16 protein-coding genes and 1 pseudogene are annotated in these 17,078 nt (G+C 45.8%); 2 read left to right on the top strand and 15 right to left on the bottom strand.

The genetic code is table 11. From position 1 onward, the window contains the following. Positions 1–97: 97 nt before the first annotated feature. From RIG27_RS02990 to RIG27_RS02980, 3 genes are all read right to left on the bottom strand, one after another. Complete coding sequence (locus RIG27_RS02990) at positions 98–838, bottom strand: pentapeptide repeat-containing protein (RefSeq protein WP_446342293.1); 741 nt, start codon at positions 836–838, stop codon at positions 98–100. Positions 839–929: 91 nt separating this feature from the next. Next, positions 930–1,634 carry a pentapeptide repeat-containing protein gene (locus RIG27_RS02985; protein WP_446342291.1) on the bottom strand — a complete coding sequence of 235 codons (705 nt, stop codon included), beginning with the start codon at positions 1,632–1,634 and terminating at the stop codon, positions 930–932. A gap of 112 nt (positions 1,635–1,746) precedes the next feature. Continuing rightward, entirely contained in the window at positions 1,747–2,559 is an 813-nt protein-coding gene (locus RIG27_RS02980; RefSeq protein ID WP_446342289.1) for a carbon-nitrogen hydrolase family protein, read from the bottom strand. A gap of 66 nt (positions 2,560–2,625) precedes the next feature. Here RIG27_RS02980 and RIG27_RS02975 point away from each other — a divergent pair, with 66 nt between their 5' ends. Next, positions 2,626–2,766, top strand: coding sequence for a hypothetical protein (locus RIG27_RS02975; protein ID WP_446342287.1), 141 nt, complete (start codon positions 2,626–2,628; stop codon positions 2,764–2,766). 238 nt (positions 2,767–3,004) lie between these two features. Then, entirely contained in the window at positions 3,005–3,241 is a 237-nt protein-coding gene (locus RIG27_RS02970; RefSeq protein ID WP_446342285.1) for a hypothetical protein, read from the top strand. 166 nt (positions 3,242–3,407) lie between these two features. Here the strand turns inward: RIG27_RS02970 and RIG27_RS02965 are convergent, their stop codons facing one another. The 12 genes and pseudogenes from RIG27_RS02965 to RIG27_RS02910 all read right to left on the bottom strand — a co-directional run. Next, entirely contained in the window at positions 3,408–4,208 is an 801-nt protein-coding gene (locus RIG27_RS02965; protein WP_446342283.1) for a class I SAM-dependent methyltransferase, read from the bottom strand. Positions 4,209–4,476: 268 nt separating this feature from the next. Continuing rightward, the gene (locus RIG27_RS02960; protein WP_446342282.1) at positions 4,477–5,337 is read right to left on the bottom strand and encodes a hypothetical protein; all 861 of its coding nucleotides are present in this window, start codon (positions 5,335–5,337) and stop codon (positions 4,477–4,479) included. Between the two features lie 48 nt (positions 5,338–5,385). Then, the gene (locus RIG27_RS02955) at positions 5,386–6,021 is read right to left on the bottom strand and encodes a Uma2 family endonuclease (RefSeq protein WP_446342280.1); all 636 of its coding nucleotides are present in this window, start codon (positions 6,019–6,021) and stop codon (positions 5,386–5,388) included. 155 nt (positions 6,022–6,176) lie between these two features. Next, positions 6,177–7,796, bottom strand: a complete 1,620-nt coding sequence (locus RIG27_RS02950; protein WP_446342278.1) for a 2-isopropylmalate synthase — start codon at positions 7,794–7,796, stop codon at positions 6,177–6,179. Between the two features lie 70 nt (positions 7,797–7,866). Next, entirely contained in the window at positions 7,867–8,385 is a 519-nt protein-coding gene (locus RIG27_RS02945; RefSeq protein WP_446342276.1) for a LabA-like NYN domain-containing protein, read from the bottom strand. Between the two features lie 581 nt (positions 8,386–8,966). After that, positions 8,967–9,488, bottom strand: a pseudogene (locus RIG27_RS02940) (sulfurtransferase); the annotation flags it as partial. A gap of 13 nt (positions 9,489–9,501) precedes the next feature. Continuing rightward, entirely contained in the window at positions 9,502–11,382 is a 1,881-nt protein-coding gene (locus tag RIG27_RS02935; protein WP_446342274.1) for a ShlB/FhaC/HecB family hemolysin secretion/activation protein, read from the bottom strand. A 356-nt stretch (positions 11,383–11,738) separates the two neighbouring features. After that, complete coding sequence (locus RIG27_RS02930) at positions 11,739–12,590, bottom strand: MBL fold metallo-hydrolase (protein WP_446342272.1); 852 nt, start codon at positions 12,588–12,590, stop codon at positions 11,739–11,741. A 440-nt stretch (positions 12,591–13,030) separates the two neighbouring features. Continuing rightward, positions 13,031–13,552, bottom strand: coding sequence for an inorganic diphosphatase (locus RIG27_RS02925; RefSeq protein WP_446342270.1), 522 nt, complete (start codon positions 13,550–13,552; stop codon positions 13,031–13,033). Positions 13,553–14,557: 1,005 nt separating this feature from the next. Continuing rightward, entirely contained in the window at positions 14,558–15,517 is a 960-nt protein-coding gene (locus RIG27_RS02920) for a DUF362 domain-containing protein (RefSeq protein ID WP_446342268.1), read from the bottom strand. A gap of 28 nt (positions 15,518–15,545) precedes the next feature. Further along, positions 15,546–15,827 carry a hypothetical protein gene (locus RIG27_RS02915; protein ID WP_446342266.1) on the bottom strand — a complete coding sequence of 94 codons (282 nt, stop codon included), beginning with the start codon at positions 15,825–15,827 and terminating at the stop codon, positions 15,546–15,548. A gap of 64 nt (positions 15,828–15,891) precedes the next feature. Then, a partial coding sequence (locus RIG27_RS02910; protein WP_446342264.1) for an RRXRR domain-containing protein occupies positions 15,892–17,078 on the bottom strand: 1,187 nt, incomplete at its 5' end.

The raw sequence follows: 17,078 nt of genomic DNA, 5'->3' as shown, positions 1-17,078 counted from the left end.
TTTCAAAAATATATAATTCTATAAGTAGTCGGACAAAATAATTGTGTAGAGACGTTGCCTGCTACGTCTCTACAGTTGCTCCGAAGAACTATCCAATTCATTCCACTAAGTTTAAAGAGGTGACCTCAAGGATTGTCCCTTCTAGTTTGGTACTGTCAAGTTTGACATTTGTCAAGTCTGTCCCGGCTAAATTGGCGTCGCTTAAATCCGCATCTTTTAAAATCGCCGCCGTTAACTTGGCATAAGCTAAATTAGACCGACCTAAATTGGCTCCATTCAGTTTAGCTTCTGTGAGATTAGCTTCAATGAGGTTCGCCCCACTCAAGTTAACCCCACTCAGATTAGCATTGGTGAGGTTGACTCCAATCATATTGGTGATACTGAGATTAGCGCCGGTGAGATCGGCGTCACTCAAATTCGCTTTGATCAAGTTAGCGCCGCTCAGGTAAGCAATCATCAGACTGCAATGACTCATATCCGCACAACTCAGTTCAGCTCCACTCAAGTTAGCGCCATTGAGATTGGCATACCGCAGGTTGGCAACGCCAAGTTTGCTGCCAATCAAATTCGCATCTTTGAGGTTAGCATCTCTGAGATCCGCATTACTGAGCGTGGCAATAATCAGATCAGCTTTACTGAGATCCGCTCCAATTAGTTTGGCATCTCGTAAGTTAGCATCACTGAGGTCAGCATTACGCAGGTTAGCCCCCATGAGGTCAGCCCCTCGTAAGTCAGTATCGCGCAAGTCAGCATTACGCAAGTCGGCATCACGCAGGTCAGCATTCTGAAAACTTCGCTCTCCTGCTGCGTAACGTGACCGAAATTCGTTTGCATCCATAGGTGTAGGTAGGTTTTGTTTGTTGGGAATTCAGCTTGAACTAGCTTTTCCCAATGCTAAGTTTTAGCACGAACCAGAGGATACCGGAATCCTAAGTCACGGAACTGGTTTGGGAATCTCCAGTCAAACTGATCAAGGTTCCTTCTAGCTTAGCTTGATCTAGATTGGCATCGGTCAAATCCGCGCTAGCTAAGTTGGCGTCTCGCAGATCGGCATGACACAATAATGCTCCATTTAGCTTGGCATGAGCTAGGTTGGCTCGATACAATTTGGCTTCACTCAAATTGGCACCACTGAGATTGGCTTCAATCAAGTTAGCCCCATTGAGATCAGCACTAATTAGGTTAGCACCGCTGAGATCCGCTCCGATGAGATTGGTAATACTTAGATTAGCACCGCTTAAGTTAGCGTCGCTCAAGTTAACTTTAATTAAACTCGCATCACTCAGATAAGCGCGACTCAGGCTGGCGCTCTTGAGGTTAGCACCACTGAGTTCTGCACTGATTAAGTTGGCACCGATCAGATTTGCCTCACTCAGGTTAGCAATACCCATCTTTGCGCCAATCAGGTTTGCCTCACTCAGATTAGCCCCTCTCAAATCCGCATCACTGAGGGTGGTAAAAATGAGATCCGCACCCGTTAGATTGGCACCTTGTAAATTAGCTTCGCTTAGATTAGCACCACTCAAGTCAGAATAACTTAGGTCAGCTTGGTTTAGGTCAGCACCAATCAGATTGACACTGCGGAAATTTCTTTCACCTGCGGCATAACGCGACCGAATTTCTGTAGCATCCATAGGTTTTATGTTGTAAATTTAGGCTTAACAAATTTTTACGGCAAAACCAGTTGTCTAATCCGGTTGGGTCACTTCACATCCAAAAAACATAAGACCAATGACCAATGACCCATCAAATAAAAACCCGATGTTCTAGGGATGGCATCTGGCGGCGAACTTGTTCAAGGCGAGTCGGATTAATTTCTGCGATCGCGACACCCGGTTGATCGCCAGCATCGGCTAAAATCACCCCCCAAGGGTCAACAATCATGGCATGACCGTGGGTTTTACGCATGGCGTAATGACGTCCCGTTTGGGCGGGTGCAATCACGTAACAGGTGTTTTCAATGGCTCGTGCTTGGAGTAGGACTTGCCAATGATCTTTTCCCGTATACGCGGTAAAGGCAGCCGGAACAAACAAAATGTCAGCCCCTTTATCGGCTAAATGACGGTAAAGTTCTGGGAAGCGAACATCATAGCACACCGATAGTCCTAAGTTACCCAATGTTTGGGAGTGGCAAACGGGTGGTAGTTGATCCCCTGGCATCACCGTACTCGACTCTTGATAGGTGTTGCCATCGGGGACATTCACATCGAATAAGTGAACTTTTTGATAACGCACCAGTTCGACGCCATTGGGATCGATGAGCAAGGCGGTGTTGTAAACTTTTGTATCGTCTACAGGCACAGGAAATCCTCCCCCAAGCAGCGTGACTTGGAAGCGCTGTGCCATGGTTTTGAGGAATTTTTCACTCTGGAGGGCGATCGCGTCAGCTTGTGCCACTTTGTCTTCTTCTTTACCGAGGAACGAGAAGTTTTCCGGTAAAGTAATCAGCTCAGCGCCTTGGCGCACCGCCAGTTCAATCAATGTTTCTGCCTCAACCAGATTCTTCTCTAGGTCAGGCAAGCTTGTCATTTGCACAGCAGCGGCAAGGTAAGACTTCATCGGTAGCAAGAGTAGAAACGATTCTATAGTTTAAGTTTTTGCCATTAACTATACCAGGCAACGCCGTTGGCAGCCATATCAATCCTGGATGCACCCGAAGCGATCGTTTCTGGGGACACTGGAGTCGGGTTCGGTGTCTCCCTCGCCTTTGGGGTAAAGCGGATTGGGATTAATTCTCTCTTCAGAAGGATACCCAAGATGGAATAAATTAGTTAAGTTACTAACTATAAAGGCTAAGTGTTTGTCAACTGATTCAAGGGTTTCTGTAATTAAATGTAATCTTTAATCAAAAACTGGGGTACAACCTTGAAACAAACCGCTAAGGACTACGTCATGTTCGATAACAATCCTGGGTTGCCCTTAAAATGCAATCGTAGATTTAAAGATAGTTGGTGATACAATCCCACCTGATCTTAAACAGATATCTCAAGGAGGACAAGAAGACATGAATATAATTTGTGAAATTACTCAACAAGCTTTATTAACGGGTTATTTAACCCTGGACTCTGAAAATAAACTGCGTCAGCTTCTGTCTAGGGACTATGGCACAGAAGACTTCAAAGCCTTCATTCGATTGCAGCAAGCGGTGATGGAAGGCTTAGTTAGGCAAGAGTCTCGTGAGCTATTCTTTTCCCGGATATCCCCAGACAGCTTTACCCAGGAGGTCGCGATCGCTTCTTAACAAAAAATTAAACGTTTACCCTTGAGGGAAGCGAAGGGTCAAAAAAATAGTTGTGGGCAGCTAAGGCTAAGATTTTTCAGTTGAGTTCGATTACGGAATCGGTGTTTGAGAATTTGGCAAGCAGAATGCACCGGATCAAACGCGAAATGTTTTATTAGTTACACCATCATTTAGTTGCGACAACAGCGATATTCCACGCCAACCGCTTGAGCAACGGAATCTTTTTTAAACTCTGATCAATTGTCTCCAGCCGCCGATACGTCGGATTTAATCGTTCATATTCGATAATAATCTTTTTCCAGTAACGTTCCTGATTGGGATCAACTTTTTCAATTAAATAGAATCGCAAGAAAATCCAAAGGCTTGCCAGCCAAAATGTATCATAGCTTACTTGCGAAAAAAGAGACTTGACCACTTTGATAATATTAATATCCAACGGCATTTCATCATCGGTACGCACCTCAGTTGCTATACGTCGATAGACATTAATCACAGGATTATGTTTCAGCGGGTCCCAAAAACAGGCTTTTCCTCCGGGTTTGAGAACACGGTGCATTTCCTTTAGGGCGATTTTGGGATCAGGAATATGGTGCAATAAATTGGAGGCATAAACAATATCAAACGTATTGTCTGCAAAATCCAGCGCCATAGCATTCGCTGTGTGTCCCTCAATATTAACGCCGTTAGCTGCTGCTAATTTTAGCGCCACCTCTACCATTCCGGCTGAATAGTCAGCGGCGACACAATTCGCGCCTTTTTGGGCAAAATAAACGCTATTTTCACCTGCACCACAGCCTAAATCTAAGAGACGTTTACCGCGAATATCGCCCAGTTGTTGCAGAATAAATCGGTTTTCTGGGGCGGTACAGGCTTCAAAATAATCAGCCACGCGAATGCCATCGACATCAATGGCGGCTGCCCAGGTATCATGAAACTGGCGTTCTTTGCTGAGAGTTTCGTCAATCATCTTGTGGGTAAGCAATCTAGAAGGAAAAAGGATCTGTCATGGTTTATTTTATACTACCTGATCATATTTTAAGAAAGGTGGTGAGCAAGGTAGATAGAATCGAGAGTACATCACCTTTGATTCTCCTGTAGGGGCGACCCGCTTGCACAAATGCCCAATTTTGTCCACTCAATTGACTCGGGTCGCCCTGGGATAATATCACCTTTGTCGGTAAAAAAATGGCGATCGCGCCCTGAAAACAAAGAAGAAATCAGGGAACCCCTAAAGCTCAAAAACCAAACAAGCCAGCTTCGGTAAAAGCTCGGTCTAGGTCAAGTGTTAAACCCAAATTTTCAGCCCACTCCCATAAATAATCAAAATCAAGTTGTTCTGCTTGCACCTTGAGAACTGCCAAGACATCACGCCATTGTTTGTCCGAACCAGAATGTTGCCTCCATCGTAGTTTACTTAAAATAACATCTTCAGGAGACGCAAAATAGAGCCTTGTGTCTTCAAATTCAATCACCCGTCGGCGCTCAAACTTTAGGCGATCAAATTCCTCTGTTCCAGTTATCAGCAAATCAGCACGGCTAATGCTCTCCATATCAGTAATTTGCAGGGTTCTCATCCGACCCAATTTCACATCATCAACACCAGGAACATAAAAACCACACTCGCTGAGGGCGTCGGTAAGGCGATCAATATCAGTGGGAGAAATCCCAATCACCAAATCTAAATCCTGTGTTGTCCGGGGTTCACCGTAAGCAATTGCTGCTATCCCACCCGTGATGTAATAGGGAATGAACAATGCGGTAAAAATGGGATGAAGTTTAACCGCTAACTGTACCGAATCCTGAATCCACATCTGTGACTTGACGGTGGGAGTGTAATTAACAGGGCAATGGTCTTGTAACCACGCTCTGGCAATTTTTTGGGCGAACTGGGTTGGGGAAAGATGTGCAAATTGTTGGCTTAGAGAACACAACGACAGCTTACGGGCGCTCTTTGTCAGTGATGCTGCCATTTTCAACCGATCGCCCGGTGTCCGTTGTCGGAGTAAGTGGAATGTCAGTTTATCGGTTTCTATACTGGTGTCTTCAGCCTGGGAACGGTATCCTGATACAGCAGACAATGGAATGGGTTGAATCATCGCGATCGCGGGCGTCAGATCTGAGCTTATTATTTCTTATAATGAATCTCATCGACACAGTTGTCGTCTCAATTCCCGCAACATCCGACTGGTTCCCTGTTCAATGGCTTGTTGCACCAATGGGGGAATTAGTTCGGTAATCGACATATCAGGAAAGATTGCTGTTTCTGTTGAGAGACTATAGTCCCCATTGTGGAAAATATAAATCCTAAGCTGGTGATGACGATAAATCCAAACTTCTGGGACTTGTAACGCGGCGTAGGCGTCAAGGGTGGTTTTTGAAGTGACATCACACTCAATAGCCAGATCAGGAGGTGGGTAAATGTCCAAATCCATAATCGTGCAACCTTGGACACGGTTAGCATTCTGGATATAGAGACAGGTATCGGGTTCAACACCAGCAATAACTGGACGCTTGAAGGTTGTTGAACCAAAGTCTTCCCAATCCCGCTCTTGGCTATCTAAAATCGTTTTAACAATATCGGCAATGATGCGATGGGGACGTTCATGAATGGCTAACGGGGACATGATTGAGAGAATGCCTTGGTAGTAGGCGATGCGGGTGTTTCGGTGTTCACCTAATTCAGTCAGAATTTGTTCAAAGTCTTGCCAAGATACGTCAGAAATCTGAATGGTGCTACCTGGAGTTAGTTTAATGGCGCGAATGGGAATAGTGACACTCAAGCTATTTTGCTCCAATTGATGCAATTGATGATATCAAATCCACTGAAGCCACGGCGATTAAAATCGCTGCTACACAAACAAAGTCCGCCTACGCGGACTGGATTATAAATTAGATCCCCGACTTCTTTAAGAAGTCGGGGATCTGGCAAGGAGGATTAAACTGAGGCTACCGCTTTATCTGTCTCGCGATCGCGACTTTCTTGACCTTGCCCCTGTAACCAACCATAGAGTCGGTTCAGGGCATTCACATAAGCTTGGGCTGATGCCACAATAATATCGGTATTGGCAGCATGACCAGAAAAGACGCGACTATTATACCGTAGCCGAATCGTGACTTCCCCTAGGGCGTCAATCCCGGCTGTCACTGACTGCACCGAATATTCAATCAGTTCGTTGGGAACATTCACCACCCGGTTAATCGCTTTATACACTGCATCCACTGGACCGGTTCCAATCGCCGCATCGATCAATTCTTCACCTTCAGGCGTGCGTAAGGTTACGGTAGCCGTAGGACGAGCGTGATCCCCACAGGATACCTGAACTAATTCCAAATGGAAGAGTTCGGGAACTTGGCGAATTTCGTCGTTAACCAGTGCCTCTAAATCCCAATCCGATACCTCTTTTTTCTTATCCGCCACTTCTTTAAACCGGACAAATGCCTTATTCAATTCCGTCTCAGATAGATCAAACCCCAATTCCTTCAGGCGGCTGCGGAAGGCGTTGCGCCCAGAATGCTTACCTAAGACAATCTGATTATCAGTTAACCCGATTAACTTGGCATCCATGATTTCGTAAGTCAGCTTATTTTTGAGGACGCCATCTTGGTGAATTCCCGATTCGTGGGCAAAGGCATTTGCGCCGACAATTGCCTTATTCGGTTGCACTAACATTCCGGTCAAATTCGAGACTAACCGCGAGGTTTTGTAAATCTGGCGGGTGTCAATATTGGTTAAGGATTCCTCTGACTCCGCAGGGCGTCCCAAATAGGGGTTGTAAAATTGTCGCCGGACGTGTAATGCCATGACGAGTTCTTCTAATGCGGCATTTCCTGCCCGTTCGCCAATGCCGTTAATTGTACATTCTAACTGTCGCGCCCCATTCTTCACGGCTTCGAGGAAGTTGGCAACGGCTAATCCTAGGTCATTGTGACCATGAACGGAGATAATCGCTTGGTCGATATTGGGGACATTTTCTTTAATCCCGCGAATCAATCCGCCAAATTCAGTGGGGGTGGTGTATCCCACGGTATCGGGAATATTTACCGTTGTCGCCCCCGCCGCGATCGCACGTTCTAGCACTTCATAGAGAAATTCTGGATCAGAACGCCCTGCGTCTTCGGGGGAAAACTCCACATCCTCGACAAAGGATTTGGCATACGCCACCATTTCCTCTGCGATCGCCAATACATCTTGTCGAGTCTTTTTCAGTTTATATTTGAGATGAATATCAGATGTGGCAATAAATGTATGAATTCGCCCATTGGCGGCGGGTTTGAGGGCTTTGGCGGCGGCTTCGATATCCTGACGAGTGGCTCGGGCTAACCCACAAATTGTTGGTCCTGACTCGACACCAACGGTTTGAGCAATCTTTTGCACCGCCTCAAAGTCACCGACACTGGCATAGGGGAAACCTGCTTCAATCACATCTACACCGAGTCGTGCTAGTTGCCGTGCGATCGTCAGTTTCTCCTCTACATTTAATGTTGCTCCAGGACACTGTTCGCCGTCGCGCAGCGTGGTATCAAAAATAATAATTCGATTGGGTTGTTTGTTCATTTGATTGTCTCCAGTCAAAACTCGTTAATCTTCAATGAGTTAAATCATAAGGGCTAATTTGTGCTGTTAATCAAGAATCCATTTTCTCGATAGAATCACGTATATCATTTAAATCGATATACCGATCTGTAGCATTTCTTAATTCTCTGGCAATCATTCCTTCCGTTGATACGACGGTAATATGAGTATTCTTTGAACGCAGCAACTCGATTGCTCGTTCAAAATCACCATCTCCACTAAACAGAATAACTCGGTCATATTGTTCTACAGTATTAAACATATCAACAACAATTTCTATATCAAGATTCGCTTTTTGGGAGTAGCGACCCGAACTATCATCATAATACTCTTTTAAAATTTTAGTTCGGACGGTGTAACCTAGGCTAATTAGGGCATCTCTAAATCCGCGCTGATCTTGAGGATCTTTTAATCCGGTATACCAAAATGCGTTAACCAGAACAATATGGGGTTCTTTTCTAAAATGTTCTAAGACCCGCTTCGGATCAAAGAACCAGCCATTTTTTTGTTGAGCATAGAACATATTGTTCCCGTCAACAAAAATAGAAATACGGTTCATCGAGCAAGGCATATAAACTAAGACCTAATAGTTTTGGAGAATTTAAGTCAACTTCTTATTTTAGCAATTTTAATCTAAATATTGGCTGATAGTTAGTCTATCGGCGTCATTCCTAAGCGTTTTAGCGCTATCTAAATTTTCTTAACTCTCTCACCTCCAAGTTCAATCTCCTGGCAAAGAAACTCATGTTGCTAGATTTCTCTCTGGTTGAGAAAACCTTAGCGACTCGATAGAACGTATACAGGGCGCTACCTTCAAGCTATTGTCAGGGTTGAGAATAACACCAACCCATTAGCTGTAGATGTACTTGATCGAATTCGGCGATTCATCCCCAACTATACCCGATCAGAGTTAGTTGGGGATGAATCGCCAGTAACAGCAAGCTTGCTTGCAGTTAAGTCAACAAGTGTGATATTATTACATGTTTTTTCCTAAACATACTGAATATAAGCACAATTCTACCGTGGGGTATAAGGAAAGTCACGCCTAGGCGAGAGACGGAACTCTACCTTGGTGTTTGTAGAAACGTAGTACCGTGGCACACCTTATTTGGTAGATTAGCTTGGTTTCGTAGTAAGGGAACCTTAGCCCTATATAGCGACGTCAGGTAAATCTTTCCGGGTTTTGACCCCGTTGATATCAACCACCCAGTCAGAGCGCACTTGCGGCACAAACTGCCCCGGTTGATGTGCCGGTATCGCATCGGTTACCGGATACCCTTGAGATTGCCATGCGCCCCAGCCACCATCCAGTACCGCCACGCGATCGTGTCCCAGGTAACGCAGTAACCACCACAGACGCGCCGCAAACGCAAAACGGGAATTATCATAAGCCACGACTAAAGTTTCACCGAATCTGACCCCAATCGCGGCAAGTTTTTCGGCAATTCGGTTGGGATCAGGTAAGGGATGACGCCCTCCATGACGTTCCACGGGGGCGGAAAGGTCTTGGTTCAAATCCAAGTAATACGCTCCCGGAATGTGACTCGCCTGATACTCTTTATATCCCTGTTGCGGATCAGCAAGGGCAAAACGGCAATCAACGATGACCACTTGCGGATCATCAAGGTGTTCTTTTAGAAATTGGGTTGAAATAATAAAAGGATGATCAGTCATTAGATAAAAATTATCAAAACGGATTAATCGTTATCGAAAAATATACGCCATTTTCTTGCAGGGTATCATCATCAGAATCAACAGAAATCAGGGGAATCCCCCAATCTAAGCGAGCGGTAATGCGATCGCCTTGTTGCCATTGTAGTCCCAACCCTAACGCTGCCAAGCTACTGGGGTCAGGATCATCGATCTCGCCGTTATTCCAGGTTGTGCCAACATCCACAAAGGGAGTAACCTGCAAAATACCGTCCCACTCAGGAATGCGTAAAATGGGCAGCCGCACCTCCGCCGAGGCAAAGGCACCATTATCCGTGAGTCGAATATCTTGGCGATAGCCGCGCACACTCCCTAAACCCCCTAACCCAATCTGCTCAACGGGTAACAAATCTTGAGCCGCCAGTTGAAGATCACCGCGAAGCACCAGTAATGTATCCGGGGCTAAAAGTCTTACCCACTGGGCTTGACCCCGCCAGGAAAAGAAGCGACTATCCGGCTCATCATCGTTGACTGTGGCATCAAAGATACCCAGACCCAAATTAAACTGAGAGCGTAGGGCAAAGACTTCACTAGCCCCTCGTTGAGTCCACTCTTGAAAGAATCGTAGGGCTGAAACCCGAATCCGTCCATCTTCATCAGCACCCAGCGAGGGGAAACCCACTTCTTCTCCCACCAACTCTTCTAAGAAAACGGTTTTGGTATTGCGTCGGGACGCGGTTAAACCAACTGCCAATTCCTGGGTTGGCGTTTCCAGGAGGGGTTGACGAAACGTCAGGTCAAAACTGGTGGAGTCGGATTGGATATCGAGAAGGTTAAATGGATCTTCAATAATCTCGCTGGAGGTATTGCTAAAGCTAAAGCTAACCGTGCCATTACGCGGATTAACGGGTAGGGTATAGTTAAATTCAATCTCGTCGCTACCATCGGTGTTGGTATAGCTGAGGGTTACGCCATCACCGAATCCGAGTAAATTGGCTTGGGTGATGGACGCCCCACGTCGGAAGCTACCCACACTAGGGGAACGTCCATTGTTGGCAACGAGTTGGTAACTCCAAGTGTTGGCTTCGATAATATCAACAATTAATAAGCTTGTACCTGGACCAGAACCCGTTGAGAGTTCAGCCGAGACATTTTCAATCAGGGGATCGAGTTGCAAAAGACGCAGGGATTCTAGTAAATGCGGTACATTCAGGGGTTTGGGATTCGCCACGGCAATCCGCGATCGCACATAGTTGGGACGCAGACGGCGCAGTCCATTCACCTGAATCTCTTCGAGTCCACCTTCGATAATTTCAATGGTTACGGTGTCTTGGGTTAGGGGTTGAGGTGGAATAAAGGCACCAGATGTGGCATAGCCGTTGTCCACGTACAACTGGGTGACAGTAGTTCTGGCATTTAGGAGTTCAGCAAAGGTAATCGGGCGATTGGTGAACTCCTGGGTTACTTCGGCTAACTCTTGATCACTAAAGGCGGTATTGCCTGTGAATTCAAATTGTTTTACAGTAATTTGCGCCCCCTCCGGTGTCTCAGGTGTCTCATCAGGCGTTGTTGGCGCTAATTCAGGGTCTAGAAGCTGTTCGGGGGGAGGTAATGTCGGAGACGGCGTAGTTTCTGGCAGCCTTGAGGGAGGCGGTGGCTCAATGTCTTGAGGCGGAGGGAGTTCTGGAATTGAGGGACTGTCACGGGGAGTGGTGCGATCGGGAACTTGAGCGTTGAATGTTGGATCGGGAACTTGAGCGTTGAATGTTGAGTGTTGGGTGTTGAGTGTTGACCCAACCCTAGGTGCATCGGGAGTTTGAGCGTTTACCGAGGGAGCTAGCCAGAACGCCGCCCATAATGCTGCTATAGAAGTGACTAGAATTTGCCCGTTGGAATTCACACCAATCATCTTGTTCATTTGTAAAAAATAAAGAGGCTAATTATCAAAGAACTTGGTCAAGCAATTATCGATAAGCTGTTCGTCATTTAAAGCTTAATAATATCTTCCCAGTTTCCTCAGCTCCCTCAGCTTCATCGTATCTACGAAGCTGCTCAAGTATTTTCATGCCCACTGCACTTTAAGCCCCTGATGTGATGAATCGCTTGATTCTTACAACTATTCCGTGACCTGCCAATAGGGTCAGTGCGCTTGAATTTTCTTTTTTCGTTTGGGAATAACCCCAATGAGGTATTTGATTGAGTTTTTCTTGGCTCAAATACTAATGAATTATGTTAATATAAATTATTTTACTTAAAGTGTCAAAACGTCTCTGATTAACAGATTGGTATAACCATACCCTCACGAGCCAGTACGTCATTAGGAAAGACCGATTTCACTTGGGATTCCATCCATTCAAGAAATTCATCATCATGGTCAGGATGGTAATGAGACATCACAATTCGTTTAACTCCTGCGGCTTTAGCTGTAGCTAAACCGGTTTGCCAGAGTTGGTCTTGCCAATCTAAAGGGGAAGGTTTTAGAGAATCATTTGCACGAATATTACAGGGAGCATCCAAAATGAGCAAGTCAGCATGGCGGGCTAAGTGCAACAAATTTTGATCCAGCTGATCGGGTGATTGGGAGTAAGCGATCGCATAGACGACGGAATGACCATTCCAAGTGATTCGGTAGCCCATTGAATGGGAGGCAGCGTTGAGTAAAACGGTTTCAACGACTAGATCATCTACAGTGATTTTATCCCCCGAACCCAGTTCGTAAAATTTTAGCTCCGATTGCATGACCTGGAGTGGCACGGGAAAATTAGGTGCTAACATTTGCCGCCCTAGGCGCTTTTCGATGGAATCTCCGTTTGTTGCTTTAGCACCATAGATGTGGAAACAATTGCCGGGGATAAAGGCAGGTGTAAAAAAAGGAAATCCCTGAATGCTGTCCCAGTGGCAGTGAGTGAAGAACAGGTAAGCTTCTAGGGGCATTTGGCGGAGTAAATGGTTGCCGAGAGGTCGCAAACCACTCCCCCCATCAAAAATGAGGCGTTTGGAACCGACACGCATTTCCACACAGGAGGTATTGCCACCATAGCGTACCGTTTCTTTTCCTGGAGCCGAAACTTTACCTCGGACGCCCCAAAATTGGACTACAAAATTGACGGTAGGGCCAGTTACCATGTTGGCTATAACATTAGATGTGCGGGGACTGGGTGACGCTGGAGCAGAATCTGGCATCGTTCAATTAAGTGAGCTGCCCTTAGCCAAGCTTCACACCAAGCAATTTCCACTATATGATACTCAGATAAGAGTACTTTCGGTGAGAGAGTCGCTAAGGCTTTTGTGTCCAAGGGGGCAAATTACGTATTTTTAAAGGAAATTTGGTTGGGAGAGCTCGTACAAAAACAACGATGAATTTATAGCTTTCCCCTAGGTTGAATTTTCTAGCACCCTGATTCTGATCAGGAAGTTTCTCTCAAGTCTGTTAATTTTAGCGTGATTGGTGGACTTGACTTGTGAGTTCTGTCACAAAAAGCGGCGATGAGCTTATACCAAGTTGCGTTCTCACCTGTCTTATGAGAGTACTGTAGGGGTTTGGAACCCCTACTTAGGCTACTGGACTATTTGCCACCCTTGTTCCCGGCGGCGATACACTTCTCAACCAGTGGCATAACCTCCTTGATATCCTTCCAGCCTAGAATTTCCGTGACTTTTTTCTCCAGATTTTTGTAAGTCTTGAAAAATTCAGCAATTTCATCCAACCGATGCTCGGCAACATCTTTGAGCGATTTCACTTGAGCATAGCGTGGATCTTTGTCAGGAACACAGAGGATTTTCTCGTCGCGATCGCCCGAGTCAATCATCTCCAGCATACCAATGGGGCGGGCAGTAATGACACAACCCGGAAAGGTTGGCTGATCCATCATCACCATACCATCAAGGGGGTCACCGTCATCGGCTAAGGTGTTTGGGATAAAGCCGTAATCATAAGGATATTGCACCGAGGAATATAAGACTCGATCAAGGGCAAAAGCCTGTAAATCTTTGTCGTACTCGTACTTGTTTTTACTCCCGGCTGGAATTTCAATTAAAACGTTGATCAGTCCCGGTTTGGGTTGACTTGGAATGCGTGATAAATCCATGACTAAATCGTGTAAGCGACACAGCAGATGGGGATCACCTAACTATCCAAGGGTGGCGTTTCCCCACACTGCCTTTTCTGTTATACAACTTTGCTGACATCTTCCCCTGCCTTAAGGCAGGGGGAACAGCCTAATTAAATTGGCTCTCATTGGCTCTGAGTCCATGCCTACATCATCTAGAGCAGATGGGGTAGAAGGAAAAAGTACCCCAGTTTAAACGGGGGTGACATCATCGGATTTTGTACCAGCCAAAAGACTCTCGATTAGATTAAGACTTTATTAATTATTTCATCGTTATCTTGTTATTTAAGAATTTTGCCAATTGTTTGTTTCTGACCTTGGCAGTGAGTAGGGTGTTGTCGGCAAAACATCTAAGCTGCCAGACGAGTAATAAGCAATGGCTAAGAAAGGTAAGGTCAGAGTTAAAAAAGCCATTACCGCACCTATAATTTCTGCCCACCTATGAGGATGGGGTTCAGAAGAGTTGGCAGACGAGCCGCTTGATTCCATAAATGAGGTTTTGATCAGAACTTGAGTCAATTTATAATTGATCTGAAAATGGGGTAAACTATCAACCCCATGGTGTCTATTTTAACAAGTTTTTTCGCAATAATTGTTTTCTAGTCAACAATTCGCATAAAACCTGACATTTTACTACTTAGGACATCTGTTTTCCCCAAACAACTGACCTTAGACAGATTGACGAGACAGATTGACGTGAGTCCTAGTGCATCCTCGCAGAAGTTTTTGACCCTCTCTTAGAAAGGAGACAAGGAAGAGCCTTAGTCAAACCCTAACAGTAAACACCTAATCTATTCTAATTCCAGTCAGACCAATACAAAAAACCGCCTCTAACACTAGGCGGTGGAATTAAGCAATCGGAGGGTAGTAGTAGATTACGTTCCTTCCTTATTGGGAGACTGTAACAATGTTTACCAAATAATTCCTTTTTGAGTTTTAACTGTTAAATTTTGCTCAAACAAAAATGATACAACAATTATCACATTAGCGATGAGCATACACACCCATAGGCTCTTTGATCCACCGGATGTAAAAATGCTTAAATGTAGAGCGAATCAGGCGGGGCATTCCAAAATCAATCGGCATTAACCGATCCGGTAGCTTCCAATCGAGTACATTGATATCGGCGGGGTGCAGGTGAGGAAAATCTAAAGTGTCCAGAGTTGGATTTAACCCTAATTTCATCGCGGCGGCTAGAGTGGGGACTTGAGTCGGATCGACATTGAGTAAATTCGCGATCGCACAATCCAAAGCAAATACATCCGCAGACGCCGCTAGAGTATCCAAGCGTCGGGGTTCACCCCCACTCGGACCATTGCCCTCATGAGCGACGATCGCATCCAAAATCGTCAAGCTGGGATCAATTGCCCGCGCCGTTTCCACTAACATTTCTCCAAATCGCAAGGCATCCTTACCCGCTTCTGCGTGCCACCAGGCTTTCATTTTACCAGGGACACAGCCAAATAAATTCTTAACCCCCAGCGTCAGAGTTAACTGGGTGTGAGACTTCAGCTTGGGTAAATTAATCACCACATCCGCATCCATCGCTTCTTTGCACAGGCGCAGGTGGTTAAAGGTATGGCTAACCGTTTGATAACGCTGACCATGGAATTCGACAATGGGGATATTCAGTTCCTCCATCATCGGGCCATAGCCATTCGCCTGCGCTACCCCTTTAGCTGTACCAAAGGCGGGACTATCGCCGAGAAACGGTTGACCCCCCGCTTCCTCGACCAACTGGGCGACGGTGTAAACCAGTTCAGGGCGAGTAATACAGTCCTTTCCCGGACGTCCAGCCGTCAGCAGATTAGGCTTGAGAAGGACGCGATCGCCCACGTTGACAAATGCCCTAATCCCGCCCAATGGTTCCAGCAAGGTTTCTACTGCGGTTCTCAATGGCTGTCGGTTATAGGAATCTGCCCGAATTAAACTAACGCTAGACATAAGTGCCGTGAAATAGCTTTAATTTATTTTAGAGCTTAGCAGCACGAGAGAGAGCCGTGACTCGTTGACAATCAAAGAAAACCCCATCCCCTTCCAGTTGAAAAAGCTGGGGTGTTATTTCAATTTTGACAATTTGAGCCGTCAGAATGGTCACAGTTTGATCGAACAGATGCAGGGTTAACAAAGGTTGACTGAGGAAATTGGCAAGTTGTTCGCCAAAGGCTTCTGGCGTCACCGGAATATCAAAGGATTCGGTTTCGCCATTGATGTAATGAAAGGTGATTTGGGTAAAACTATCTTGACTTTGCATGGTTAGTCCTTTGTCATTCGTCCTTTGTCATACTCGCTTCGCGAGAAGCAAGCTACGTCCTTTGTCATCGCTTTACCTCGTGAGACCCCAACCTCAGCGAAGCAGGTTGGGGAAGGATAGAGGTCAAACCGAACCACTCAATGTGGTGAGGTTTGACAATCCAGGTGAAGGCACGACATTTCGACTTCGCTTGGCGGCGAACGATTAACCCCGTGCTTCGCTGCAACAACTGGACTTTTTTGGCGCTAAATTGCCCTAGTCGTTTCCAGTTAATATCGCTAACTGAAACTTGTTTCTCGGTGTCTCCAGAACACCAACCGATGTAAGTTTTTCCGGCTTTTTCGGCTATAACTTTGTCACCCTTTCTGAAGCCATGACGGGTAACTGTGCCGCCATACTTGCGCCGTTTACCCCCTTTAGAAGGAACACACAGGTGTAATTGTCTACGGCTAATTGGTGGTCTACGAATTATTGCAAACGGTGCAGGTGTGATTTGAACATCGCCACACCAGCTTCCGTGTTTGGCATTATTCGAGTACCACTCTCGCCATTGGGTAAACTCAAACGCGGCTAAAGTTACGCCGTCAACAGCATGAGTTGCAGGTGTCTGGTTAGCTTTGTTTTTCTTGTCTTTTTCTAGTCCTAACCACTGCCTAAGTTGACTGGTTCCGTTACCGTCTCGTTGCCATCCCCGATGGGTTAAAACGGGGGCTAATTCGGATAGCCAGTTAAGCATTTGCTTTTGCCCCACCATGACTGGAGAGAACCCAACACCAGACCGCGCTGATTTTCGCCCACTGGTTCTATCCACATCAGCCATGACTAATTCATAGTGAATGGCACTAATGGGGAACAGTTTAAACAACTCTTTGACTACCCGTAACTCTAGCTGTTTGTTAGCTCGGATTGAGGGTGGTAGTTTACCCTGTTTTCGGTTATCAAAGCGCTTCTGACGATGGCATCGTTCAGAATAGGGTAGTTTCCGGTTAATTCGTCTACCGCGTCTAGCTCGACGCATTACCCGTCGTAATTCCATCCGTTCCTTAACTGTTTTGAACGGTAAGGCTAGATGTCCCATCCAAAGGGTGAATAAACCCGACTGAACCCCGATCCCGGAATAAAGTTTCCCAGGATCTATGCCTACGGCTATAGATTGAGTGTTTTCTTGAGTGTCAAAGGTTAACTGAATGCCAAAGCAATCTAAGTCGTTGTGTACCACTTTGGCTTTACCCTCCTTTAGCCAACGTCTAG

The sequence above is a fragment of the Coleofasciculus sp. F4-SAH-05 genome (assembly GCF_040222985.1).
GTDB lineage: Bacteria > Cyanobacteriota > Cyanobacteriia > Cyanobacteriales > Coleofasciculaceae > Coleofasciculus > Coleofasciculus chthonoplastes.
This window is presented reverse-complemented; position numbering and strand designations above follow the sequence as displayed.

Bases quoted from the DNA above. Each gene is read 5' to 3' on its own strand.
- RIG27_RS02990 (WP_446342293.1), bottom strand. From the start codon at position 838: ATGGATGCAAACGAATTTCGGTCACGTTACGCAGCAGGAGAGCGAAGT.
- RIG27_RS02985 (WP_446342291.1), bottom strand. From the start codon at position 1,634: ATGGATGCTACAGAAATTCGGTCGCGTTATGCCGCAGGTGAAAGAAAT.
- RIG27_RS02980 (WP_446342289.1), bottom strand. From the start codon at position 2,559: ATGAAGTCTTACCTTGCCGCTGCTGTGCAAATGACAAGCTTGCCTGAC.
- RIG27_RS02970 (WP_446342285.1), top strand. From the start codon at position 3,005: ATGAATATAATTTGTGAAATTACTCAACAAGCTTTATTAACGGGTTAT.
- RIG27_RS02965 (WP_446342283.1), bottom strand. From the start codon at position 4,208: ATGATTGACGAAACTCTCAGCAAAGAACGCCAGTTTCATGATACCTGG.
- RIG27_RS02960 (WP_446342282.1), bottom strand. From the start codon at position 5,337: ATGATTCAACCCATTCCATTGTCTGCTGTATCAGGATACCGTTCCCAG.
- RIG27_RS02950 (WP_446342278.1), bottom strand. From the start codon at position 7,796: ATGAACAAACAACCCAATCGAATTATTATTTTTGATACCACGCTGCGC.
- RIG27_RS02945 (WP_446342276.1), bottom strand. From the start codon at position 8,385: ATGCCTTGCTCGATGAACCGTATTTCTATTTTTGTTGACGGGAACAAT.
- RIG27_RS02935 (WP_446342274.1), bottom strand. From the start codon at position 11,382: ATGAACAAGATGATTGGTGTGAATTCCAACGGGCAAATTCTAGTCACT.
- RIG27_RS02930 (WP_446342272.1), bottom strand. From the start codon at position 12,590: ATGGTAACTGGCCCTACCGTCAATTTTGTAGTCCAATTTTGGGGCGTC.
- RIG27_RS02925 (WP_446342270.1), bottom strand. From the start codon at position 13,552: ATGGATTTATCACGCATTCCAAGTCAACCCAAACCGGGACTGATCAAC.
- RIG27_RS02920 (WP_446342268.1), bottom strand. From the start codon at position 15,517: ATGTCTAGCGTTAGTTTAATTCGGGCAGATTCCTATAACCGACAGCCA.
- RIG27_RS02915 (WP_446342266.1), bottom strand. From the start codon at position 15,827: ATGCAAAGTCAAGATAGTTTTACCCAAATCACCTTTCATTACATCAAT.